Here is a 25346-nt window from a genome sequence, read left to right as displayed (position 1 = left end):
AATATGAAAAAATTACCATTGCTATTTACCATCACATTAGTTCTGTTTACAGGAATTACTGTTTTTGCTCAGGGTACCGAAAACTTTAAAAAGAAAGGCTATGAGCTTACTTTCATCAATCAGGATCCGGACTTAAACCCAGACACAAAAGACGGTCTGGTAAACACATTTTTCAAAGTTTATCCAAAACTGGTTAAAGATTTCAATAAAAACTCCATTGAACATGTGACGGTTGAGATCGATACCGCTTATGGAGGAGTGGCTTATGCCAATAATGGCAAAGTAACGATCAGTTCCAAGTGGCTGAAAAAAATGCCTTTGGATTTTGATATGATCACGCACGAAGTGATGCATATCGTACAATCTTACCCAAATGGAAGCGGACCTGGCTGGCTAACGGAAGGGATCGCAGATTATGTTCGGTCAGAATATGGAATTGCGAATGCTGAAGGTGGCTGGTCTCTGCCAGATTATAATGAAAAAGCGCACTATACCAATGCTTATCGAATTACAGCCAGATTTCTGATCTGGGTAGAAAAAAATTATGATAAAAAACTGGTGAAAAAACTAGATAAGCACCTGCGTGAAAAAACTTATAAACCTGAATTATGGACGGAATATACCGGTCATAGCGTAGATGAATTATGGGCTGAGTATAGCCAGGACCCATCATTGTCATAATTTGAAAATCATGTAATAATTAAAAGATTATAATTTGAAGAATCTGAATAAAATCTGCATTTCCGTTTTTCTAATGCTGTTCGCTATTTCAGCGCAGGCAAAGACCATTAAACTATCATCTCCAGATGGAAATTTAAAAGTGGAAATTGAAGTCGGCGAGCAGCTTTATTATTCTGTTTTTCTAAAAGATCAGCCGGTATTTACCAAAAATCGAATTCAGCTTCAACTACGAAATGAAATTCTTGGCGAAAAGCCAAAATTAAGGGGTACAGAAAAAGATCAGGTTTCTGAAAGTTTCAGCCCCGTTGTACCGCTTAAATTTTCTGAAATTAAAAACGAATACCATCTTGTTCGACTGAATTTTAAGAATGATTTTTCAGTTGAATTCCGGGCGTATAATGACGGATTTGCCTATCGGTTTATACTGAATAAACCAGGCAACATTGAAGTTCTGGACGAAGTAGTAGAACTAAACATGGCACAGCCTGGAACGGCGCATCTTCAGCAAACCGGATCCTTTAAAACGTCCTACGAAAATCCGTACACTCATTTAAATACTGCTGAATTCAATTCAGAAACTGAAATGGCGACCTTGCCGGTTCTTATCGAGTCCGGAAAGATCAATGTACTTATTTCAGAATCTGATCTTCGGGATTATCCAGCCATATTTTTAAAAGGAAATTCGAAAGATTATTTAAAAGCAGTTTTTCCAAAGGTTCCGTTAGAATTTGGAGATGACGGCGACCGTAGCGTTAAGATCACAAAAGAAGCTGATTATATCGCGAAAACAGAAGGTACCAGGAATCTGCCATGGCGATATTTCGTGATTTCTGAAGATGATGCTGCCATTGTCAAAAACACTATGACTGCTAAACTTGCAGAAAAGTCAAAATTACAGGATACCCATTGGATCCGTCCCGGGCAGGTGAGCTGGGAGTGGTGGAATGGTGCATCGCCTTATAATGTAGATTTTGTCTCAGGTTTCAATGAAGAAACCTATAAGTATTTTATAGATTTCGCTTCGGAATTTGGTATTTCCTATATCATCATGGATGAAGGATGGGCAAAATCTACTACCGATCCTTATACTCCCAATCCGGATATTGATCTTTTTGAATTGATCGAATACGGAAAGAATAAAAATGTGGATATTGTGCTGTGGCTTACCTGGCTTACAGTAGATAAGAATATGGAGTTGTTCGAAAAATTCCACGAATGGGGAATTGCCGGGGTAAAAATCGATTTTATGGATCGCAGCGACCAGTGGATGGTCAATTATTATGAAAAAGTAGCGAAAAAAGCTGCCGAGCATGAGATGTTCGTAGATTTTCATGGTTCTTTCAAACCTGCCGGCCTGGAATATAGCTACCCGAACATTCTTTCTTATGAAGGGGTTCTGGGCATGGAGCAAATGGGAAGGGCAAAGCCTGAAAACAGCATCTATTTTCCGTTTATGAGAAATGCGGTCGGCGCAATGGATTATACTCCGGGCGCGATGATCAGCATGCAGCCCGAATATTATTTCAGCAGAAGGCCAAATTCGGCATCAATAGGAACAAGGGCTTATCAAATGGCACTTTTCGTGGTTTTTGAAAGCGGTCTTCAGATGCTTGCCGATAATCCTACCAACTATTATAAAAACCGGGATTGTACCCAATTCATTACTTCTGTTCCTACCACCTGGGATGAAACCATTGTTTTAAATGCGGAAATTGGTATGAATGTGATCGTCGCCAAACGTAAAGGAAACCAATGGTTTATTGGCGGAATGAATGGCACCGACCAGGACCAGGATTTCGAGATCGATTTTGATTTCCTTTCAGAAGGAAAAGGCTATACGATGACTTCTTTTGAAGACGGGATGAATTCCGCGAGACAGGCAATGGATTATAAAAAGATAAATAAAGAATTAGACTTAAATACACATTATAAAATCAAGATGGTTCGGAATGGCGGCTGGGCAGCAGTCATTTCCGAAGTGGAATAATTATTAGAATGAAAAGAAGATTATTTATACAGAATACGGCACTTGCAGGAGGACTGGCAATGTTGAATCCTCTGGAGATGATCGGTGGAAATCCGGTTTTTGGATCAAAAGATTTCCCGATCGTTCGTGTGGCAGAAAGTGAAAGAAATTTCCAGAGCAAGGTGATCGAAAAGGCGATCAAGGAATTTCAGAAGAATGTAAAAGATGAAGAGTTGGGATGGCTATTCAATAATTGCTTTCCAAATACTCTAGATACCACGGTTACTTATACCGAAAAGAATGGAAAGCCTGACACTTACGTAATCACGGGTGACATCGATGCTATGTGGCTTCGAGATAGTTCTGCCCAGGTTTGGCCATATATGGCTTTCGCTGGTGAGGATAAAAAATTACAGAACCTGATAGCTGGTGTGGTAAATCGCCAGACGAGCTATATTCTGAAAGACCCGTATGCCAATGCTTTTTACGATGATCCGACCAAAGTTGGAGAATGGGCGAGTGATTTGACCGATATGAAACCGGGAGTTCACGAACGTAAATGGGAGATCGATTCGCTGTGTTATCCAATTAGGCTGGGATACAATTACTGGAAAACTACCGGCGATACCAGTCCATTTGATGAAGACTGGCAAAAAGCGATGAAATCTATTTTATCCGTTTTCAAGGATCAGCAGCAAAAAGAAGATCGCGGGGAGTACTCTTTTATGAGGGAAACGCCACATGCAACAGATACGCGTGCTTTGAGAGGTTATGGTTATCCTGTGAATCCAGTTGGACTGATCTGTTCGGCATTTAGGCCTAGTGATGATGCGACAGTATTTTCATTTTTAGTTCCTTCCAATTTCTTTGCCGTGGTGAGCCTGAACCAGGCTGCAGAAATGTTGAGAGAGCTTTCGGGAGATAGCGAAACCGCTTCAGAAATGGAAAGCTTAAGCAAAGAAGTGGAAAATGCGTTGCATGAATATGCGATCGTTGAGCATGAAAAATACGGAAAGATCTATGCTTTTGAAATCGATGGCTTCGGAAATAAACTGATGATGGATGATGCCAATGTGCCAAGTTTATTATCGCTGCCTTACCTCGATGCGATCACGCATGATGATGAAGTGTACGAGAATACCAGAAAATTCATCTGGTCTGAAGACAATCCGTTTTTCTTCCGCGGTAAAGCTGCTGAAGGTATTGGCGGACCGCACGTGGGAATGGATATGATCTGGCCAATGTCTCTTACCATGAAAGGTTTAACCAGCCTTGATCATGACGAGATCAAAAAATGTACTGAGACATTAAAGAATACTCATGGTGAAACCGGGTTCATGCATGAATCTTTTCATAAGGATGATCCAAAGAACTTTTCTCGTTCCTGGTTTGCCTGGGCCAATACACTTTTCGGAGAATTTCTTTGGAAGACCTATAAGGAGAACCCGGAACTTTTAACTTAAACCAACCCTACTAAACCGAATCGAAAATCTAAACACCATAAAAAGACAAAGCAAAATGCCAATAGCCATTGGAGTTGATATAGGAGGAAGTCACATTAGCAGTGCGGCTGTTGATATGGAGAAGTCGGAAATCATTCCCGGCTCCTACTTTCATGGCGACGTGAACAATAAGGCCTCAAAAGAAGAAATTTTCAAGAACTGGTCTAGGGTCATCAATCAGAGTATTGAGCCGGTAAAAGATCAGGAAATCCTGGGTGTGGGAATAGCCATGCCAGGACCTTTCAGATATAAAGAGGGTGTTGCCCTTTTTGAAAGAAATGACAAATATGAGAGCCTTTACGGGGTTTCGGTAAAAGAAGAGCTTCCGCACTATTTTTCAAAAGAATTGCCCATTCGTTTTTTAAATGACGCGACTTCTTTTGGAGTAGGAGGAACGCTTATTAACAGGACCAAAAACAGTCACCGTGTGGTTGCGATCACTCTGGGAACCGGTTTTGGTGCCGCATTCTTAGAAGACAACATTCCGCTTGTCAATCAAAAAGATGTGCCGGAAGACGGTTGTCTTTGGGACAAGGATTTCCAGGACGGCATCGCTGACGATTATTTTTCCACGCGCTGGTTCATTTCAAAATATCAGCAGATCTCTGGAAAAAATGGAGTAGGCGGCGTGAAGGACCTGGTTAAGAACAAGAAAATTGATACTACCGAAATATTTGAGGAATTTGCTGAAAACATGAGCAATTTCCTTTTGCCGCATCTTCAGAATTTTGATGCTGATCTCCTTGTTTTAGGCGGAAGCATTGCCAAATCGCATGATCTGTTCATGCCTTCTGTCTTGAAGAAGTGGAAAAGCAATAATCGCGAGGTTCCTGTGGCAATTGTTGAAAATACCGAAGAAGCCGGGATAATTGGTTCTTCTTACCTTTTCAATGAACCGTTCTGGAACAAGATCAAAAATAATTTACCTGCTATTTAAACTGAATTAGAAAAATGAAAAAATTAAACTTTATCATTCTGGCGCTAGTATGTTTTAATATTACACAAGCCCAGAAAACTATACTGGAAAAGGTAGAGAATCCGGTAGATTATGTGAATCCGCTGATGGGGACCGATTCGAGCCCTGGATTATCAAATGGTAATACGTATCCTGCCGTGGCAGTGCCATGGGGAATGAACTTCTGGACGCCGCAAACCGGGCCAATGGGTCATGGTTGGGCATATACCTATGATGCTGAAAAGATCCGCGGTTTCAAGCAGACTCACCAGCCATCTCCCTGGATGAACGATTATGGTCAGTTTTCATTGATGCCTGTGACTGGCGGAATGAAATTCAATCAGGATGATCGCGCCAGCTGGTTCTCACATAAAGCGGAAGTTTCTACTCCGTATTACTACAAGGTTTATCTGGCAGATCATGATGTGACTGTGGAATTAACACCAACTGAGCGTGCGGCACAATTCAAATTTACTTTTCCTGAATCTGACAGTTCATACGTAGTGATCGATCCTTTTGATAAGGGATCTTATGTAAAAGTGATTCCTGAGGAAAACAAGATCATCGGGTACACCACGAAATATGCCCGTGGAAAACTGACAGATTTTAAGAACTATTTCGTTATTCAGTTTGATAAGCCTTTTGATAATATAAATACCTGGGAAGGGGAGAACCTTGCAAAGGGTCAGGCCGAGATGGAAGCTGATCATGCCGGAGCTATTGTAGGTTTTAAAACCAAAGATGGTGAAGTGATCAATGCAAAAGTGGCATCTTCTTTCATCAGTTTTGAGCAGGCGGAATTGAACCTGGACAGAGAGATCGCTTCAAATGATTTTGAAACAACCAAGCAAAAAGCCCGTGATCTGTGGAATGAAAAATTAGGACGGATTGAAGTAGGCGGTGGAACCGTGGAACAATTTCAAACATTCTATTCCTGTTTATACAGAACATTATTCTTTCCGAATAAATTATACGAGATCAACAAAGACGACGAGATCGTTCACTGGAGCCCTTATAACGGTAAGATCCTTCCTGGATATATGTTCGCCGGTACTGGTTTCTGGGATACTTTCCGCGCCTTGTATCCATTCTTAAATCTTGCCTACCCTTCTATCAATAAAGAAATGCAGGCGGGTCTGGCTAATGATTTTAAAGAAGGTGGCTGGTTACCGGAATGGTCGAGCCCGGGTTACGCCAATATCATGGTGGGTAACAACTCCGCCTCTGTAGTGGCCGATGCTTATATCAAAGGTCTTAGAGGTTATGATACGGAAACCCTTTGGGATGCGCTCGTAAACGGTGCCAACAATGAAGGGCCAATGACGGCCGTTGGGCGTGCCGGAGCTCCATACTACAACGATCTTGGTTATGTGCCTTACGATGTGGGCGTGAATGAAAGTGCTGCCCGAACGCTGGAGTATGCATATGACGATTTTGCGATCTATCAATTCGGAAAAGCGATCGGGAAACCGAAAAAAGAGATCGAGATCTACAAAGAGCGCAGTATGAATTATAAAAATCTTTTCGATCCAGGCTACGGATTGATGCGCGGAAAAAATGAAGATGGCAGTTGGCAGGAAGATTTCAATCCGTTCAAATGGGGGAATCCTTTTACTGAGGGGAACAGCTGGCACTATAGCTGGTCGGTTTTTCACGATGTTCAGGGACTTGTTGATCTGATTGGCGGAAAAGAGAAATTCGTTCAGAAACTGGATTCGGTTTTCTCCATGCCCCCAGTTTTTGATGAAAGTGTTTATGGCGGAGTGATCCACGAGATTCGTGAAATGCAGATCGCCGATATGGGACAGTATGCCCACGGAAATCAGCCAATTCAGCATATGATCTATTTATACAATTATGCCGGAGCGCCATGGAAAACTCAGAAATGGGTTAGAGAAACCATGGACAGGATGTATATGGCAACTCCAGATGGGTATTGTGGTGACGAGGATAACGGGCAAACTTCAGCCTGGTATGTGTTTTCAGCAATGGGATTCTATCCGGTAACACCGGCGGTAGATCAGTACGTTTTGGGAGCGCCTTTGTTTAAATATATCACGATCAACCTGGAAAACGGAAAGAAGGTACAGATCAATGCGCCTGAAAATTCAGATAAGAATATCTACATTCAGAAGATGACCGTAAACGGAAAAGTGTACGATAAGAACTATCTGGAACATTCCGAATTAATGAAGGGAGCGACCATAAAATATGAAATGGGACCAGAGCCAAACAAACAACGTGGAACTAAAAAAGAAGACTTCCCGTATTCTTTTTCAACAGCTAACGATTAAGTAAATGGATCAAAATCAAAATAAATCTTACCGAACTGCCTTTATATTTTTAACCGTCCTGTTTTTCCTTTGGGGATTCATTACGGTACTGGTAGATTCGTTAATTCCAAGACTCAAAGAAGTCTTTACCTTAAGTTATTTCCAGGCCGGAATGGTGCAATTTGCCTTTTTCGGAGCCTATTTCGTCTTATCGATCCCGGCGGGATATATCCTTTCAAAAATTGGTTATAAACGCGGAATTATTCTGGGGCTGGTTACAATGGGAGTGGGCTGCCTGCTTTTTTACCCGGCGGCATCTATGCGCGTTTTCGGAATATTCATGCTGGCTTATTTTATGCTGGCCGCGGGAATTACCGTATTGCAGGTAGCGGCAAATCCATATGTCACCGTACTTGGTCCGGAAAGGACGGCATCAAGCCGATTAAATTTATCTCAGGCATTTAATTCTCTGGGAACTGCTATCGCTCCGGCGATCGGGGCATTATTTATTCTGAAGGATAAAGTGATGACCACTGGTGAGATTGAAGCCCTTGGAGAAGCAGCCCGTACCGATTACTATATCAACGAAGCGGCAGCAGTCCAGGTTCCGTTTCTTGGAATTGCAGCATTTATCGGGGTAATTGCCTTAGTGTTCGTATTTGTGAATCTTCCGAAGATCGGGGATACCGCGGCGTCAAACGATTATCGCGGAGTCCTCAAAAACCGTAATTTGATGATGGGAGCGCTTGGGATCTTCTTTTATGTAGGAGCCGAAGTTGCTTTAGGGAGTTATATGGTAAATTATTTCCTGACGCTCAATCTCGCTGAAACAGTACGAAACACTCCTTTTATGGAAACTATAGCTGAATGGGTTCTAAGTTCGGGAATCACCACTTCCAGCGATATGGCGGTAGTAGGGGTTTTTGTAACTTTCTACTGGACGGGTGCGATGATCGGTAGATTCATAGGTTCGTATTTAACCAAATTGATCAATCCGGCGAAAGTTCTTTTAGGTTTCGCATTGGGTGCGGTAGCGATGATCCTGATCTCCTCGATGTCTACAGGACTGGTGGCGATGTGGACACTTATCGCCGTGGGGCTTTTCAACTCGATCATGTTCCCGACGATTTTCAGTCTGGCGCTGGATGGTCTCGGAAACGATAAACCCCAGGGATCTGGAATACTTTGTACCATGATCGTTGGAGGAGCGGTGATCCCGCCAACTTTTGGCTATTTAACCGATTCATACGGATTTGATATCGCGTTCCTGATCGTAATCGTGAGTTATGCCTATATTTTCTTCTACGGATTGAAGAACAAATCGAGAGAAGTAGCTATTTAAGTATATTTCAATATGAATTTCAAAAAAATACTGTTTGTGGCCGCTGTTATTTTCTGCGGAATACATTCCGAAGCACAGAATAACCCGGTTTTTCCGGGTTGGTATGCAGATCCTGAAGGAACCGTTTTTGACGGCAAATACTGGATATATCCAACCTATTCTGCACCATATGAAAAGCAGGTTTTCATGGACGCGTTTTCTTCAGATGACCTGGTAAATTGGGAATATCATCACCGAATCATCGATACTTCCGAAGTTAAATGGGCTGAAAAAGCCATGTGGGCTCCGGCGATCATTTCCAAAGAAGATAAATATTACCTGTTCTTTGCCGCGAATGATATCCAGAGCGATGAGGAGTTAGGCGGAATTGGAGTCGCGGTTGCCGATCAGCCTCAGGGACCTTTTAAAGATCTTTTGGGTGAACCGCTGATTGGGAAATTTCACAATGGAGCACAGCCAATAGACCAGTTCGTATACAAGGACGGCGATGATTATTACATGTTTTACGGCGGATGGAGACATTGCAACGTTGCCAAGATGAATGATGATTTTACCGATTTTGTTCCTTTTGAAGACGGAACCGTTTTTAAAGAAGTAACTCCAGATAAATATGTGGAAGGTCCATTCATGTTTAAGCGCGACGGGAAATATTACTTCATGTGGTCTGAAGGTGGCTGGACAGGACCGGATTATAGCGTGGCTTACGCCATTGCCGATTCTCCTTTGGGACCTTTCGAAAGAGTGGGAACTATTCTGAAACAGGATATGAATATCGCGACTGGTGCCGGGCATCATTCCATAATTCAGAATCCTGATAATGATGATTATTATATTGTATATCACCGCAGACCACTAACCGAAACCGATGGGAACTCAAGAGTTACCTGTATTGAAAGAATGTATTTCGATGAAGACGGTTTTATCAAGCCGGTTATCATTACCAACGAAGGCGTGGACCTTACTAAAGAAAAATAAACGATTAGAATTACTATGAAAAAGAATTTCGGAACGATTGCAGGATCACTTGCCATCCTTTCAGCATTGCTATTTAATACGAATACTTCTGCGCAGGAAAATCAGGATTTTGCCCAGTATGTAGACCCGATGATCGGGACTGCAAAAATGGGGCATACGTATCCCGGAGCTACTGTGCCTTTTGGAAGTATTCAGTTAAGTCCCGATACCGATACAATTCCGTATGCAGTAGACGGGCACTACAATCCTGATGTTTATAAATATTGCGCTGGCTACCAGTATGACGATAACACCATCGTAGGTTTCAGTCATACACATTTCAGCGGAACCGGGCATTCCGATCTTGGAGATTTCCTGATCATGCCGACAACAGGCGATCTGAAACTGAATCCCGGAACAGAGTCCGATCCGGAAAGTGGTTATCGCAGCAGGTTTTCTCATGATCGCGAAACAGCTGAAGCGGGATATTACAGCGTGATGCTGGACGATTATAATATTAAAGCTGAAATGACCGCTTCTACCCGTGTGGGAATGCATCGGTATACTTTTCCGGAAGGAAAGGAAAGCCATTTGGTTTTTGACCTGATGCATGGAATCTACAATTACGAAGATAAAAACGTATGGACGTTCGTTCGTGTTGAAAATGATACGCTGGTCACCGGTTATCGCCAGACCAATGGCTGGGCAAGAACCAGAAAAGTGTATTTCGCCATGTCTTTCAATAAACCGATCAAGGAATACGGAAGAGAGCGATACGACAAACAGCCTTATCGTGGTTTCTGGGGAAAATTTGATCAGGCGCATAACTTCCCGGAGATTGCCGGAGAGCAGATCAGGATGTGGTTCGACTTTGATACTTCGGAACCTTTGGAGGTAAAACTGGCAATTTCGCCGGTGAGTACTGAGGGAGCCATTCAGAATATGAAGGAGGAAATTCCGGGATGGAATTTTGATGAGGTTCGCCAGCAGGCAAGAGACACCTGGAATAAAGAACTTTCAAAAGTGGATATTTCCGAAGAAGACCAGGAAGAAAAGGTCAACTTTTATACAGCAATGTACCACGCTTTCTTAGGCCCGACTGAATATATGGATACCGATGGCCAATACATGGGAATTGACAGGAATCGTCATCAGGCTGATGGTTTTACCAATTATACCAGTTTTTCATTTTGGGATACCTACCGTGCACTGCATCCGCTTTTCAATGTGTTACAACCTGAAAGAAATCAGGATATGGTGCAGGCGATGATGGCTCATTATGATCAGAGTGTGCATTCCATGCTTCCGGTTTGGTCGCATTATGGGAATGAGAACTGGTGTATGATCGGGTATCACAGTGCTTCGGTAATTGCTGATGCGATCGTAAAGGGTAATGCCGATTTTGATCATGAACATGCTCTTGACGCCATGGTAAATACGGCAAAAACCGGCTATTATGACGGACTCCAATATTACATGGATATGGGTTATGTTCCTGAAGATAAAAATGGTGCATCTGTTTCTAAAACTTTGGAATATGCTTATGATGACTGGGCAATCGCTCAGGCTGCGAAGAAGATCGGAAATGATGAGGTTTATGAAGAATTCATGAAAAGATCTGAAAATTATAAGAATGTTTACGATCCGAAATCTGGATTTATGCGCCCAAAATTGAGCGATGGTACTTTCAAAAAAGAATTTGATGAACTGAATACCCATGGCCAGGGTTATATTGAAGGAAATTCCTGGAATTATAGTTTGTATGTTCCACATGCTCCTGCAGAAATGATTGAGATGATGGGCGGGAAAGACCAGTTTTCGCAACACCTGGATTCCCTGTTTACCATGGAATTACCCGATAAGTATTTTGAGAATACAGAAGATATTTCCCGTGAAGGAATTATCGGGAATTATGTACATGGAAATGAGCCTTCTCACCATGTCGCTTATTTGTATGACTGGACGAATGAGCCGTGGAAAGCCCAGGACAAGATCAGGATGATTCTTAAAATGAAGTATATGAACGGTGCTGATGGTTTAAGCGGAAATGATGATTTTGGCCAGATGAGCGCCTGGTATATCTTCAGTACGCTGGGATTTTATCCGGTAGCTCCGGGATCGGTAGATTACGCGATCGGGAGTCCCGCGATCAGTGAAGCGACATTGAATCTTGATAACGGCAAGAAATTTACCGTGATCGCCAAAAACCAGAGCGATAAAAATGTCTACGTGAAAAAGGTGGAACTGAATGGAAAAGAGCTTACCGAACCTTTTATTCAGCATGATGATATAATGAATGGTGGAGAATTGAAGTTCTGGATGAGCAGTAAACCAAACAAGCAGTTGTTTGTAAAATAATAAATGCGGATATTATAAGGAATTAAAATAACCAACATGAAATTATCGAAACCCAGAGTACGACTAGCCTTAGTTCTCATATCACTGGCACTTTTCACAAGCTGCCAGCAGGAAAAAAAGGAAAGTGTACCCTGGGTTTCTTTATTTGATGATAATGACCTTTCAGGTTGGGACCAAAAAGGAGGTGAAGCAAAGTATGAGGTGAAAGACAGGACGATCATAGGTTCTACCGTTCATGGTACACCTAATTCGTTTTTAACCACCGAAAAGAATTATGGTGATTTCATACTGGAATTAGATTTTAAGGTTGATTCTACCATGAATTCCGGAATACAAATTCGAAGTAACAGCCTTCCTCAATATCAAAATGGAAGAGTTCACGGTTACCAGGTAGAGATCGACCCCAGCGATAGAGCATGGAGCGGCGGTATCTATGATGAAGGTCGTCGAGGCTGGCTGTATTCTTTGGAAAATGATTCAGAAGCGCAAAAAGCTTTCAGGCAAAACGAATGGAATCACTATCGAATTGAAGCGATTGGGGATACCATCAAAACCTGGGTGAATGAAACTCCTACAGCTTTTTTAATTGATGATAAAACTTCGGAAGGATTTATAGCTCTTCAGGTACATTCCATTTCTGACGAGGATGAAGCCGGAAAGCAGATCATGTGGAAGAACATTAGAATTCTTACTGACAGCCTTCAGAAATATTCGAAAAAAAGTCCGCTGGAGCCGAAAATGACCAAAAATCAACTGACTTCAGATGAAGCGAATAATGGTTGGGAATTGCTTTGGGATGGTAAAACAACTAATGGCTGGCGTGGAGCGAGGCTGGATAAATTTCCCGAGAAAGGATGGGTGATGGAAGATGGGAACCTGATCGTTCTGGCAAGTGGCGGTGAAGAATCTACGGCCGGTGGAGATATCGTGACCGATACTGTTTATGGCGATTTTGAATTGAAAGTCGATTTTAAAATAACGAAAGGTGCCAATAGCGGGATAAAATATTACGTTGATACCGATCTGAACAAAGGTCCGGGGTCTTCTATAGGCCTGGAGTATCAAATTCTAGACGATGACAACCATCCTGATGCAAAACTTGGGAATCATGAAGGCAGCAGAACGGTGGCTTCCCTTTACGATCTGATTCAGGCAGACCCTGAAAAGCCGATCAACCCGATTGGAGAGTGGAACACGGCTCATATCATTTCTAAGGAAGGTCATGTGGAACATTGGCTAAATGGCGTAAAAGTACTGGAGTACGAAAGAGGTTCCGAAGAATTCAGAAAACTGGTTTCTGAAAGTAAATATGATAAATGGCCAAATTTCGGGGAACTTGAAAAAGGCCGAATTTTACTACAGGACCACGGTAATCGTGTGGCTTTCAGAAATATTAAAATCAAGCAACTTTAATTTCCGCAGTTATGACTTCAAGAAGAGATTTTATTACGAAAACGTTTTTGGGAAGTGCTGCGATGATCGCTGGCAGTTCTGTAATGGGAATGACGGCTAGTAGTTACCGAAATATAATTGGCTCTAATGACCGGTTGAATGTGGCAATTGCCGGACTGGGAAGAAGACTTGGCGGATACTACGAACCAATTTCATTAAAATCCTCCAATGTTCGGCTCGCTTATTTATGCGATGTGATGAAAAGTCAGCGGGAGCGCGCTTTAGATGAATTTGCCACTAGAATAGATTATTCGCCGAAACTGGAAAATGATATCCGTAAGGTGATCGACGATAAGAACGTGGATATCCTGATCAATGCTACTCCAGATCACTGGCATACTCCGGGATCGATCATGGCCATGAAGGGCGACAAACATGTGTATGTTGAAAAACCCTGTAGCCATAATATGATGGAAAATGAGATGCTGGTGGAAGCTGCTAAAAAATTTGATAAAGTGGTGCAAATGGGTAATCAGCAGCGATCTTCAGATCATACGATAGAGATCATCAGGGAAATTCATGATGGCGTGATTGGGAAGCCTTATAAAGCTATTGCTTTCTACACCAATTCAAGGGGAGAAGTGCCTGTTCAGAAAAAAGCTAAGGTACCTGAAGGTCTCGACTGGGAGCTTTTCCAGGGGCCTGCAACCAGGAGAGATTATACCGAAGAAACCTGGGATTATAACTGGCACTGGTATGGTTGGAATTACGGTACTGCGGAAGCTGGTAATAATGGAACCCACGAAATGGATATTGCGAGATGGGCGCTTCAGGTGGATTTTCCAAATTATGTAGAAGTTGAAGCTGAAAAAAGACATTTTAAGGATGATGGCTGGGAAATGTACGATAGTATGGAAGCGACCTTTAAGTTTGAAGATGATAAGATCATTCAATGGGATGGGCAGAGTCGCAATGGGTATCAGACCTATGGTGCAGGACGTGGAACGATTATCTACGGAACCGATGGAAGTGTTTTTGTAGATCGTGAAAAGTATATTCTGAAAGACCGTAGCGGGAATGTCATTCGCGAAGTCAATTCAGCTTCAAAAGAATCCGGAACAGCTCTTGGTGGAGGTGGAGATGTGACTACCGCACACATGGTCAATTTCTTTGATACCATTCGTGGTAAGGCCAAATTAGCAGCACCAATAGATGATGCAAGCGTTTCCATGGCGATGGTACATTATGCGAATATGGCCTATCGTTCAGGCAAAAAATTTTCTGTAGATAGCCATTCAGGAAAAGTTTTGGATGAAGAGGTGATGAAATTCTGGTCACGTGAGTACGCTGATGGTTGGAAACCTGAAGTTTAAAAAGTCAGAATAATTCATTCTGAAAATTAATAGCTTTAGATGAAAAGAAGAGATTTTGTAATAAAAAGCGGAATGGCGTCTCTGGCCCTGGCTTCTAGTACATCGGTTCTGGCAAGGATCAATACGTTTGAAAATAAAAATGATACGATCAATGTTGGGGTTATTGGGACTGGGAGTCGCGGTAACGGAATGATCCCCTTCATCAACGAAATACCGAATTTAAAAGTAGTATCCTGTTGTGATATTTTGCCTTCTCATCTAGCTGAAGGTATTAAACGAGCCGAAGGCAATCCAAAGGGATATTCAGATTATCGGAAGTTGCTTGAAAATAAGAATATCGATGCGATCTACATGGCGACACCTTTTAATACACATTCTGAAATAGGAATCGCTTCCCTACAGGCGGGTAAGCATGTTTATGGTGAAAAGACTATGGCTAAAGGTTACGATGGAATAAAAGATCTCGTGGCTGCCAAACCTGAAAATCTGATCTACCAAACGGGGCATCAGTATCACAGCTCGCGATTATATACACATGTTGTAGACCTGATCAAAAATGGAAAAGTCGGCGAAATCAGTTCTTTTCAATGCCAGTGGAATCGCTTTGGCGACTGGCGAAGACCGGTTCCAAGTCCGGATCTGGAGAAATTGATCAACTGGAGGATGTATAAGGAATATAGTGGCGGACTCGTTGCTGAATTATGCTCTCACCAGATCGATTTTGTGAATTGGGTATTAGATGCCACGCCAAAGCAGGTAATGGGTACCGGAGGAATTGATTACTGGAAGGATGGCCGCGAAACTTATGATAATATTCACCTGATCTATAGCTATCCAAATGGAGTAGAAGCAAAATTCACCTGCCTGACTACCAATGCCAAAGATGATTACCAGATTAAGGTGATCGGCAGCAAGGGAACGATTATCCTGGATTATACGCAGGCCTGGTTCTATCCTGAAGGTAATTATGATCGGAAATTAGGCGAAGTTGACGGTGTTTCCGGAGCAACTGTTCAATGGGAAGAAGGCAAAGGAATTCCAATTCATGTAAATCATGCCGACCCAAGCAAACAGGCATTAATGGATTTTCGGGATAGTATCATGAATAACCAGCAACCACTGTCAAATGAGATCACCGGGGCGAAAACTGCCGTTGCTGTTCAGATGGCTTTAGATGCGATGTATGAAAATAAGATCGTGGAATGGAATTCTGACTATGATCGGTGGCTGAGCTAATAATTCAGTATTCTAATTAAGATTTCTTTAAATATTTATTGCTTTTTTTAAGAAAATCTTGGTAATTTATATTTAATTATTATTTTAGCTAAAACGTTTTAGTTACAACAATTTCAATATATGTCTTTTCAAATTATAGAGCAGTCTCCTAAATATGATGTGATCATCGTAGGATCTGGAGCTGGAGGCGGAATGGCAGCCAAAATTTTAGCCGATAAAGGTTTTAAAATAGCCATTTTAGAAGCCGGTCCTGATTTTGACCCCAAAAATCCTGAGCAACGTACACAACTTCGCTGGCCTTATGAATCTCCCAGAAGAGGAGCTTCTACTGTTAGGCCTTTTGGTGATTTTGATATGGCTTATGGAGGCTGGGAACTTGATGGAGAACCTTATACAAAAGAGTGGGGAACCGAGTTCGATTGGTTTCGCTCAAGAATGGTTGGAGGAAGAACCAATCACTGGGGACGTATTTCCCTGAGATTCGGTCCGCTTGATTTTAAAAGAAAAGATTTTGATGGAAAAGGAGATAACTGGCCTATCGGTTATGACGATGTAAAGCCTTATTATGACAAGGTTGATAAAATGATCGGTGTTTTCGGAACAAAAGAAAATATTCCGAATGAACCAGACGGTTATTTCTTACCACCTCCAAAACCAAGATTACACGAACTATACATCAAAAGAGGAGCAGATAAAGTTGGAATACCAATGATCCCCTCACGTTTATCAATTTTGACCAAGCGTGTAAATAAGGAACGCGGTGCCTGTTTTTTCTGTAGTCAGTGTTCCAGGTCCTGTACGGTTTATGGAGATTTTTCCTCCTCTTCCGTATTGGTGAAACCGGCCAAAGAAACCGGCAACGTAGATCTTTACGTGAATGCCATGGTACGCGAGGTAACCACAGACGGTGAAGGGAAAGCAACTGGTGTGCACTATATCAGTAAAGAAGATCAGAAGGATTATCATATCAAAGGGAAAGTGGTTATTCTTGCAGCAAGTGCCTGTAGTTCAGCCCGAATTCTGCTGAATTCAAAATCAGCAATTCACCCAAACGGACTGGCAAATTCTAGCGATGTGGTAGGGCGATACCTTCACGATTCTACCGGTGCTTCAAGAATGGGATTTGTTCCGCAGTTGATGGATCGAAAAAGATATAATGAAGATGGAGTTGGTGGAATGCACCTGTATACTCCATGGTGGCTTAATGATGATAAAAGTTTAGGTTTCACCCGTGGTTATCACATAGAATACTGGGGAGGAATGGGAATGCCCTCTTATGGTTTTGGTTTCAATACCCAGGCCATGAACTCTCTCGTTCCTGGTTTAAGTGGAGCTGCTAAAAGTTCTGGTGGTTATGGCGTTGGATTGATGGAAGATGTGAAACGATTCTATGGTTCAACTATTGGGATGGCAGGTCGTGGAGAAAGTATTCCGCGTGCAGATAACCGCTGTACAATAGATAATAACCAGGTCGACAAATTCGGAATTCCGGTATTGAAGTTCAATTACAAGTGGAGTGACGAAGAAGTGAAGCAGGCTGCACACATGCAGGATACTTTTGAAGAGATCATTGAATCCATGGGCGGGATCGCTCTTGGGAATAAACCAGGAAAAGAATCGAATTACGGACTTGAAAATCCTGGAAGGATCATTCATGAAGTGGGAACTACAAGAATGGGAGATGACCCGAAATCTTCGGTTTTGAACAGGTACAATCAGGCACACGATGTTTCCAATCTTTTCGTGATGGATGGTGGAGCATTTGTATCTCAGGCCGATAAGAATCCAACCTGGACGATACTGGCACTGGCCTGGAGAGCTTCAGATTATCTTGCAAAGGAAATGAAAAAAGGAACCGTTTAATTTATCGAATTATGGATAGAAGAGAATCACTCAAAACATTAATAATCGGTGGTGCCGGTTCAGGCCTTCTTATGAGTTGCCGCTTGGAAAATGGAGAAGAAGTTAAGGAGTTAACCGATATTAAAGAGAATAAACTCTACTACGGAAGAACTGGCCCGGAAGCAGAACGCGATGAAAAGTTGCTATCAGAAGATTTTTATTCCGAAGAAGAAATGGCGACCATTCTGGTTCTGGCAGATATCATTATTCCTGGAGATGGAGAATACCCTGCGGCTTCGAAAACCGGAGTTGGAGAATTTATTGAGTTTATCACCAAAGATCTTCCGGAACATAAGATACCGATGCGTGGAGGGTTAAGATGGCTGAAAACAGAAAGCAATAAGAGATTTAATCAGAATTTTACAGATCTGAGCCAGGAGAATCAGCTGGCAATAGTTGATGATATCGCATACCCTTCGGAAGTGAAACCAGAACTATCTCAGGGCGCTGTCTTTTTTAACCGAATCAGAAACCTGGTGACGACGGGTTATTTTACCAGTAAAGAAGGCATTGAATACCTTGGTTATGTAGGTAATAAGCCGAATGTTTGGGATGGTGTTCCACAGGACGTGCTGGAAAAGCATGGTCTCGCTTATGACGAGAAAATGTTGAAACAATCTATTAAGCCTGAAGAGCGGAATGATATTGAGACCTGGGAGAATTACGAGGTCTAAGACTGAAGCCCGTGAAAACGGGTTTTTTTTAACCAATTTACTAAATCGATTTATGATGAGAATGAAGGAGTTTTATAAAATACTATTATTGGTTGCAATAATGCCGGTAATTTCCTGTTCAACAGATGAAACAGAACCCTCACAGCCTGAAAATCCAGATACACCAGGTGAAACTCCTTCTCAATTTCAGTATACATATAGTCAAACGGCTGATTCCCTTCAGGTCTCCTTAAAAAAGAATTATTCGGGAAGCCAGACTACCTACATTCAGAATAATACCGGTAATACTACCTTTCACTATTGGCCAAATGCTCACGTCCTGCATGTACTGATTGACGCTTATAAACGAACCGGGGATAATGAATATGCCGATCGTGCTAATTCATTACTGGAAGGCATTAAAGTGATGAATGGAGGAACCTACAACAATGTCTTTAACGATGATATGTTATGGCTGGGAAATTCCTCCATGCGCGCGTATGTAGCAACAGGAGATGAAGCGTATTTAAATGTTGCCATTGAATTATGGGATATCATAAAAACAAGCTGGAGCGATGATATATTTGGAGGAGGGATTACCTGGAAACAGGATACTCCCTATCAAAAAAATGCTGTCTCAAACGGGCCTGCAACAGTTCTGACCATGAGATTATATGATGCCACCGGTAATGAACAATACCTGGAATGGGCAAAGAAGATCTATGAGTGGGAAAAAGAAACTCTGGTTGATCCTTATTCCGGCCTTGTTTGGGATAATATTTCGATGCAAAATGGAGAAGAAGTAATTAATCGTGACTGGATCTTTACCTACAATATTGGAACCTGGATCGGTTCTGGCTTGAAACTTTATCAGGCAACTGGTGACCAGGAATATTTGGACGATGCAATTCTTTCTGCCAGATCAATGACCACAAGTTTTAAACTGACTACCAACGGAATCATGAGGGACGAAGGTCAGGGTGATGGAGGATTATTCAAAGGAATTTTGGTAAGATACCTAACCCAATTGATCATGGAACCAGATGTTCCTGCAGAAGACAGTGAGTACCTTGCTGATTTTATGCAAACGAATGCTGAAACTGCATATAAGAAGGCTATCAAGCGACCGGAAATGTTCTTCAATTCTGGCTGGACAAGCAGGCCTGGTAATAATACCGATCTTACTACGCAGCTTAGCGGAATGATGCTTATCGAGGCTGCAGCTCTATTAGATTCTGAAGGATATTTCGATTAAAAATTTCAAGATAAAACATCACTTATGATTATGAAGAGAGTTCTTCTATTTCTTGCAACATGTACAATATTGATTTCATGTAAAACTGAAGTCACTTCAGAAAATGAGGCGGTAAATAGATCCGGGCAGAAAAAGCCATTCGATTACGTGAATACATTCATTGGTACTGCGCCATTAACGAATCCTGATTCGATAGGGTATACACCACCAAGAGACTGGCGGGTTTGGGCGGGACTAACATTTCCGGGTTCTTCATTACCAAATGCGATGGTCCAGCTTAGCCCAATTACCAAATTTGGTTCTGGCGCCGGTTATGAATATGAAGATAATCAGATAATTGCTTTCACTCACACCAACAAAGGTCACTGGAATTTGTGCAATATTCCTGTTTTACCGGTTTCAGAAAATGCTACATATCCGTTCAAAAGTTCTTTCGATCATCAAAATGAATCAGCTGCTCCAGGATATTACCAGGTCAAATTAGACGACTACGGAATTAATGTGGAACTTACTTCTACTTTACGCGCCGGATACCATAAATACCAGTTTCAGGAGAATGCTGAAAAGCAGATCGTATTCAAATTAGGAGAAGCGAATAACCGGGTCAATAATTGGAATATAGAACAAGTAAGTGAAAATGAAGTCAGCGGAATTCAGGATATGGGAGGTGACAAGATCTATTTTCACGCCATACTGAATGGGCCAATTGAAGAGCTTAGAAGAGTTCAGGAGAATGAGGATCAGAAGGCTTATGCCCTGATAAAATTAGGGAATTCACCTTCCGAAGTTACCATGAAAATTGGGCTTTCTTTCGTGAGTGCCGAAAATGCAAAGGAAAACCTGACGAAAGAAATTGGAGATAAGACTTTTGATGAAGTTCGCGAGGAGGCTCAAAATGTATGGACGCCTATTCTGAATGGGATTGTTGTAGATCGCGGAACCGAAAAGCAGAAACAGCTATTTTACAGTTCTTTGTATCGTACTTTTCTTTGGCCAGCATTACGAAGCGATGTTAATAATGATTTTGCCGGTCCGGGAAATCAAAAAATGAATCGTGGACACCGTTTTTATACCAATCCGTCGCTTTGGGATACCTATAGAAACAAGTTGGTAATGATGGAGATATTCCAGCCGGAAGTTACGGCAGATATTATCAAATCCTTGATCGTTCGAGGAGAAGAAAAGGGGTTCATCCCAACATTTTTTCACGGAGATCATGCTGCTTCCTTTATCACTGGATCCTATTTGCGAGGCATTAAAGATTTTGATGTGGATAAAGCATATGAATTTTTGCTGAATAACGCCTATGAAGAGGGAGGGACAAGGCCTCACATCAAAGAGTATATCGAGAAAGGATATATTTCTGATGCTGATGTGGAAAAAGCACATACCGAAACAAAATCGAATGCAGGGGTTTCTAAAACTCTTGAATATTCCTATGATGATTATTCTTTAGCGCAACTAGCAGAAAAAATGAATGATCAGGAACATTACGACGATTTGATGCAGCGTTCCCAAAATTTTGAATATGTTTTCGATAAGCAAACAAATTTCATGCGCGGCAGGCTGGAAAATGGAGAGTGGATCACACCGTTCGATTCAGAATATCCTTATTACGAATACATGTACCGGGAGGCGAACGCCTGGCAGGTATCCTTCTTTGCGCCACATGATATGCCGAAATTGGTAGAATTGTATGGCGGGAATAACGCGTTTGAGAAAAAATTAGATTCCCTGTTCACGGTAAAATGGAATCCGCAGCATATTGCCAGGAACGTGTCCAGCTTTATAGGGCAGTATTGTATAGGAAATCAGCCAGATCATGAAGCTCCTTTTTCTTATTACTTTATTGATAAACCTGGGAAATCTCAGGCTATTTTAGATACTATTCTGAATGATTTCTACGGAATTGGAGACAGCGGGCTGGCCCTTCCCGGGATGGATGATGCCGGGGAAATGTCTGCCTGGTATGTGATGACTGCTGGTGGCCTTTATTCCTTTTCAGCGACCGATCCGGAGTACCTGGTTACCGTTCCGATTTTTGATGAGGTTACCTGGAATTTACCGAATGGTAATTCGTTAAATATTAAGCATTCAGAAGGAAGGAACCTTGAAAAAATTCAATTGAATGGAAAGCAACTGGATGGATATTTTCTGTCGCACGACGAACTGGAAAATGGCGGCACGTTAATGCTGGAAACTAATTAGTCTCTTTCCGAAGCAGATTTAGTATCTTCCTCGTATGAAATTAAAAGCGCTAATTTTTACAGTATTGATACATTCGGCAGTGTTTGCACAGCAACCTGTTCGTATAGCAATAGCCGGGCTCAGTCACGGTCATGTTCACTGGGTGTTTAACCGCGAAGGAAAGAACGATATTGAGATCGTGGGGATCTATGAGGAAGATGAAGCACTAGCCAAAAAATTTCAGGAAAATTATGACTTAGACCCTTCACTTTTTTATACTGATCTGGATGAAATGCTGAAGAAAACAAAGCCGGAAGCCGTATCGGCTTTTGGAGCCATCAGCGAACATCTGCCGGTAGTAGAAGCAGCAGCGCCAAAAGGAATTCACGTAATGGTAGAAAAACCTTTGGCATTCGATTATGATGAGGCGCTTAAAATTGGAAAATTGGCGAAACAGCATAATATCAATGTAATTACCAATTTTGAAACTTCCTGGTACAGCAGCAATCAGTATGTTGGGAAGTTGCTTCAGGACGGAAAGCTGGGAGCTGTCAGGAAAGTCTGGGTGAATGACGGCCATGAAGGACCGAAGGAAATTGGAGTAGGAGAGGACTTTTTGGGGATACTTGTAGATCCTGAGAAAAATGGGGCCGGAGCTTTGGTAGATTTTGGCTGTTATGGCGCGAATCTTATAACCTGGCTAATGAAGGGAGAAAAGCCTGTTTCAGTTACCGCAATCACCAACCAGAATAAACCTGAAATTTATAAGAATGTAGATGATGAAGCCACGATCATTCTTCAGTATCCAAAAGCACAATGTGTCATCCAGGCGTCCTGGAACTGGCCATTTTCGAGGAAGGATATGACGGTCTATGGCACAAAAGGTTTCGCGACCGCTAAAGACGCGACCACTGTGATCGAAAGACTCGATGCAAAATCTTCCGAAGAAATTAAAAGCCTGGAACCACGTCCCGAACCTTATGCCGATCCGTTTTCATACCTGGCTGCAGTCGTTCAGGAAAAAATCGATCCTTCGGAAGGACTTTATGGCCTTCCAATTAACCTCACGGTAGCGCAGATCCTGGATGCCGCGATTCGCTCCGCTCAAACTGGGAAAACCATTGTTCTTTCCGAAGAATAATTACTGCTTCTTCAGTAGGATCTTGGCATTGTAAAAATTATCAGCTTCATCCAGGAATTCCATCATTTTGCCCCAATTGGCATTCGGTTCGTAATTATGGCGGTATTCCTTGGTAGTATTGATCACCAGCTCATTGCCTTCTACAGTTGCCTGACTTATAAAAGCGCCGGTTTCATTTTCCGTAGAAACGTTGAGCTTTTCCAGGCCTTCTACTACAAAGCCTTCAGGAATCTGGAACCTGATGCTATTCTTTAGGCGCCTGGGATAGGCCATGTAAATATTCTCTTTACGGTCCCGCTGTTTAGCGTTCAGCGAGATCTGCTGGCCAATAAGCCGGCCGATCTCCAAAATGTAATTGGGCCCTGCTTTTTTTATTAGGCCGTTCTCGATATCGTATTCTTCGGAAAATTCAAAGGCTTCTGTAAAGCCGTAACGGCCGGTCTTATTGATCTGGTAATCATAGTTTTCGATCCCTTCCAGGTCAAACGCCCTTGAAAGTCGCTCCTGAAAATGTTCTTTTTGTCTTTCCCTGATTTTGTCGGAAAGGGAATTCAGCTCTTTCTGAAACTGGTCTTTTTCTTTATTCTTCACCATGTCCAGGTAGCGCTCGGTCTGGAAACGATCGTAATCTTCATAGACATAATCGGCAAAATAGAGTCGGTCTTTCTGCTCTTCCGTTTTTTCATGTCCAAAAAACCGATTGACGCTGGAGACGCTCATTCCGCTGAAATCCTGGTTCAGGCTCACGCTCATATTCGCTTCGGAAACATTATCAGCTACCGTAGTGGCAGGAAGTTTTGCCAGATCGATCTGGTCGATCTTTTTGCGTTTTTGTGACGAGAGGAGGTAGATATCTGTGCCATCCAGATGCGGCGAAAAGGAACCTGCGACGCTATGCGGATCAAAATATTCAATATAAACCGGTGGCTCGGTTTTGACCTTCAACAGGGTCTTCACGTTCTGCTCGATAAGGATATCCTCAAGCGAGCCGTCAAATCGGTTTTTGCCAACCACGATCTCGTAATCGATATCAAATTCCTTCAGCAGCGCGGTAAACATCTGTACGAAACGTTTCTGGCTATCAATGATCGTAGAGCCCCGCGAGTAATATTTGAACGCGTCGTTCGAAATTTTCGAATCCTGTACCAGGGAGGCTTCGATATAGCGCGTGAAAAAATAGTGGCGCATGAAATAATAGGCATCTTGAACCATTTTAGCATCACTGGCGTATTCATGGGCTTTCAGGTAATCTTCCACTTCCCCGTAATTCCCGGCAGGCCGAAAACGCGTGTCATAAAGGTTCAGGATTTCTTCCCGGCTCACCTCTTTCTTCACAATATCTTCATCTTCCGAAATAAAAGCCATTGCATAATCGGCATTTTTATTATTCACGGCATAATAGACCTGGAATTTCACTGAAGGCAACTCCACCAGGGGGTAATACCAGTTCGGGAAATCTCTTTTCGCAATATCCTGTGCTTCCAGAACAAAAAGCCGCTTACTGTTCTTATTATTATCGATCTCCTTCAGTTCCGGTGCGCCGTTGAAAGAACGAAAATTGAGGTAAAATTTATTATCGGTAAGTAACTGAAGCCTGTAATTCATCACGGGATAGACTTCTGCCAGCGTTTCTTCCACAGGATCATAAATTTCAATCGTTCCCATCACCGGCTGCAGGTCTTCGATATAAGAATAATAATCAATGATATCCCCAATTTCGAGATTGGCGATCGCGAGCTTGGTTTCACCGTCTACTTCAACTGATTCTTCTGCCACGTTGATCACATTTTCTGATCCGTCTGGTTTGATGACTTTCACCCCCACAATATGTTTTTCCCCGGCCATCAAATTCCCGATCCAGTTCGAAGATTTGAACCGGTTTGTAAAGGAGAATTCAGAAAATTCCTCGACCGCGGCCTGGTCTAATAATTTGATGCGCTGCCGGACCGATTTGGTCGTCGTCATCTTCGAAATGAACTTATTATAGGTGTAATCTTCAAATTTGTAAATGACCACTGCCGATTCACGCTGCCATTTTTCAGGAATTTCCATCACGTTTTTCACGGGATCGTCTGGCCCCCAGAAAAGTTCGCGAACATTATCTTCTTTGTTCGACTGGGCAAAGGAAACACTGGCGATCACCAGAAATAGAATACTATAGAAATACCGGTTCATG

17 protein-coding genes are annotated in these 25346 nt (G+C 42.3%); 16 read left to right on the top strand and 1 reads right to left on the bottom strand.

Annotation, left to right across the window (positions count from 1 at the left end):
* Positions 1 to 3 precede the first annotated feature (3 nt).
* The 16 genes from GRFL_RS01360 to GRFL_RS01285 all read left to right on the top strand — a co-directional run bounded on the left by GRFL_RS01360 (position 4) and on the right by GRFL_RS01285 (position 23170).
* A complete protein-coding gene (locus GRFL_RS01360) occupies positions 4 to 681 on the top strand; it encodes a basic secretory protein-like protein (protein WP_083645910.1) in 678 nt (225 codons plus the stop codon).
* 34 nt (positions 682 to 715) lie between these two features.
* Positions 716 to 2668: a glycoside hydrolase family 97 protein gene (locus GRFL_RS01355; RefSeq protein WP_236995854.1), complete on the top strand. Its 1953-nt coding sequence runs from the start codon at positions 716 to 718 to the stop codon at positions 2666 to 2668.
* A gap of 8 nt (positions 2669 to 2676) precedes the next feature.
* A complete protein-coding gene (locus GRFL_RS01350; RefSeq protein WP_083642798.1) occupies positions 2677 to 4110 on the top strand; it encodes a glycoside hydrolase family 125 protein in 1434 nt (477 codons plus the stop codon).
* Between the two features lie 55 nt (positions 4111 to 4165).
* Complete coding sequence (locus GRFL_RS01345; protein ID WP_083642796.1) at positions 4166 to 5086, top strand: ROK family protein; 921 nt, start codon at positions 4166 to 4168, stop codon at positions 5084 to 5086.
* A gap of 14 nt (positions 5087 to 5100) precedes the next feature.
* The gene (locus tag GRFL_RS01340) at positions 5101 to 7398 is read left to right on the top strand and encodes a GH92 family glycosyl hydrolase (RefSeq protein ID WP_083642794.1); all 2298 of its coding nucleotides are present in this window, start codon (positions 5101 to 5103) and stop codon (positions 7396 to 7398) included.
* Between the two features lie 4 nt (positions 7399 to 7402).
* Complete coding sequence (locus GRFL_RS01335; RefSeq protein WP_083642792.1) at positions 7403 to 8719, top strand: sugar MFS transporter; 1317 nt, start codon at positions 7403 to 7405, stop codon at positions 8717 to 8719.
* Positions 8720 to 8731: 12 nt separating this feature from the next.
* On the top strand, positions 8732 to 9694 hold the full coding sequence (locus GRFL_RS01330) for a glycoside hydrolase family 43 protein (RefSeq protein WP_083642790.1): 963 nt from the start codon (positions 8732 to 8734) through the stop codon (positions 9692 to 9694).
* A 15-nt stretch (positions 9695 to 9709) separates the two neighbouring features.
* Entirely contained in the window at positions 9710 to 12031 is a 2322-nt protein-coding gene (locus tag GRFL_RS01325; protein WP_083642788.1) for a GH92 family glycosyl hydrolase, read from the top strand.
* 36 nt (positions 12032 to 12067) lie between these two features.
* Positions 12068 to 13444, top strand: a complete 1377-nt coding sequence (locus GRFL_RS01320) for a 3-keto-disaccharide hydrolase (RefSeq protein WP_083642786.1) — start codon at positions 12068 to 12070, stop codon at positions 13442 to 13444.
* Positions 13445 to 13455: 11 nt separating this feature from the next.
* On the top strand, positions 13456 to 14796 hold the full coding sequence (locus tag GRFL_RS01315) for a Gfo/Idh/MocA family protein (RefSeq protein WP_083642784.1): 1341 nt from the start codon (positions 13456 to 13458) through the stop codon (positions 14794 to 14796).
* Between the two features lie 39 nt (positions 14797 to 14835).
* Positions 14836 to 16032, top strand: coding sequence for a Gfo/Idh/MocA family protein (locus GRFL_RS01310; protein WP_083642782.1), 1197 nt, complete (start codon positions 14836 to 14838; stop codon positions 16030 to 16032).
* A gap of 120 nt (positions 16033 to 16152) precedes the next feature.
* On the top strand, positions 16153 to 17895 hold the full coding sequence (locus tag GRFL_RS01305) for a GMC family oxidoreductase (protein WP_083642780.1): 1743 nt from the start codon (positions 16153 to 16155) through the stop codon (positions 17893 to 17895).
* An 11-nt stretch (positions 17896 to 17906) separates the two neighbouring features.
* Entirely contained in the window at positions 17907 to 18608 is a 702-nt protein-coding gene (locus GRFL_RS01300) for a gluconate 2-dehydrogenase subunit 3 family protein (protein ID WP_083642778.1), read from the top strand.
* Positions 18609 to 18660: 52 nt separating this feature from the next.
* Positions 18661 to 19842 carry a glycoside hydrolase family 76 protein gene (locus tag GRFL_RS01295; protein ID WP_158091623.1) on the top strand — a complete coding sequence of 394 codons (1182 nt, stop codon included), beginning with the start codon at positions 18661 to 18663 and terminating at the stop codon, positions 19840 to 19842.
* Positions 19843 to 19872: 30 nt separating this feature from the next.
* Positions 19873 to 22050 carry a GH92 family glycosyl hydrolase gene (locus GRFL_RS01290; protein ID WP_236995853.1) on the top strand — a complete coding sequence of 726 codons (2178 nt, stop codon included), beginning with the start codon at positions 19873 to 19875 and terminating at the stop codon, positions 22048 to 22050.
* Positions 22051 to 22084: 34 nt separating this feature from the next.
* On the top strand, positions 22085 to 23170 hold the full coding sequence (locus GRFL_RS01285; protein WP_083642773.1) for a Gfo/Idh/MocA family protein: 1086 nt from the start codon (positions 22085 to 22087) through the stop codon (positions 23168 to 23170).
* Here the strand turns inward: GRFL_RS01285 and GRFL_RS01280 are convergent, their stop codons facing one another.
* The gene (locus GRFL_RS01280) at positions 23171 to 25345 is read right to left on the bottom strand and encodes a DUF3857 domain-containing protein (protein ID WP_158091622.1); all 2175 of its coding nucleotides are present in this window, start codon (positions 25343 to 25345) and stop codon (positions 23171 to 23173) included. It abuts the gene before it with no gap.
* Position 25346 lies beyond the last annotated feature (1 nt).

Origin of the sequence: Christiangramia flava JLT2011 (assembly GCF_001951155.1) — a bacterium.
Taxonomy (GTDB): Bacteria; Bacteroidota; Bacteroidia; order Flavobacteriales; family Flavobacteriaceae; genus Christiangramia; species Christiangramia flava.
This window is presented reverse-complemented; position numbering and strand designations above follow the sequence as displayed.

Excerpts from the sequence above, each read along its gene's own strand:
- GRFL_RS01285 (WP_083642773.1), top strand. The coding sequence starts at position 22,085 with ATGAAATTAAAAGCGCTAATTTTTACAGTATTGATACATTCGGCAGTG.
- GRFL_RS01350 (WP_083642798.1), top strand. The coding sequence starts at position 2,677 with ATGAAAAGAAGATTATTTATACAGAATACGGCACTTGCAGGAGGACTG.
- GRFL_RS01330 (WP_083642790.1), top strand. The coding sequence starts at position 8,732 with ATGAATTTCAAAAAAATACTGTTTGTGGCCGCTGTTATTTTCTGCGGA.
- GRFL_RS01315 (WP_083642784.1), top strand. The coding sequence starts at position 13,456 with ATGACTTCAAGAAGAGATTTTATTACGAAAACGTTTTTGGGAAGTGCT.
- GRFL_RS01290 (WP_236995853.1), top strand. The coding sequence starts at position 19,873 with ATGAAGAGAGTTCTTCTATTTCTTGCAACATGTACAATATTGATTTCA.
- GRFL_RS01295 (WP_158091623.1), top strand. The coding sequence starts at position 18,661 with ATGATGAGAATGAAGGAGTTTTATAAAATACTATTATTGGTTGCAATA.
- GRFL_RS01335 (WP_083642792.1), top strand. The coding sequence starts at position 7,403 with ATGGATCAAAATCAAAATAAATCTTACCGAACTGCCTTTATATTTTTA.
- GRFL_RS01340 (WP_083642794.1), top strand. The coding sequence starts at position 5,101 with ATGAAAAAATTAAACTTTATCATTCTGGCGCTAGTATGTTTTAATATT.
- GRFL_RS01305 (WP_083642780.1), top strand. The coding sequence starts at position 16,153 with ATGTCTTTTCAAATTATAGAGCAGTCTCCTAAATATGATGTGATCATC.
- GRFL_RS01320 (WP_083642786.1), top strand. The coding sequence starts at position 12,068 with ATGAAATTATCGAAACCCAGAGTACGACTAGCCTTAGTTCTCATATCA.
- GRFL_RS01325 (WP_083642788.1), top strand. The coding sequence starts at position 9,710 with ATGAAAAAGAATTTCGGAACGATTGCAGGATCACTTGCCATCCTTTCA.
- GRFL_RS01310 (WP_083642782.1), top strand. The coding sequence starts at position 14,836 with ATGAAAAGAAGAGATTTTGTAATAAAAAGCGGAATGGCGTCTCTGGCC.
- GRFL_RS01360 (WP_083645910.1), top strand. The coding sequence starts at position 4 with ATGAAAAAATTACCATTGCTATTTACCATCACATTAGTTCTGTTTACA.
- GRFL_RS01280 (WP_158091622.1), bottom strand. The coding sequence starts at position 25,345 with ATGAACCGGTATTTCTATAGTATTCTATTTCTGGTGATCGCCAGTGTT.
- GRFL_RS01345 (WP_083642796.1), top strand. The coding sequence starts at position 4,166 with ATGCCAATAGCCATTGGAGTTGATATAGGAGGAAGTCACATTAGCAGT.
- GRFL_RS01300 (WP_083642778.1), top strand. The coding sequence starts at position 17,907 with ATGGATAGAAGAGAATCACTCAAAACATTAATAATCGGTGGTGCCGGT.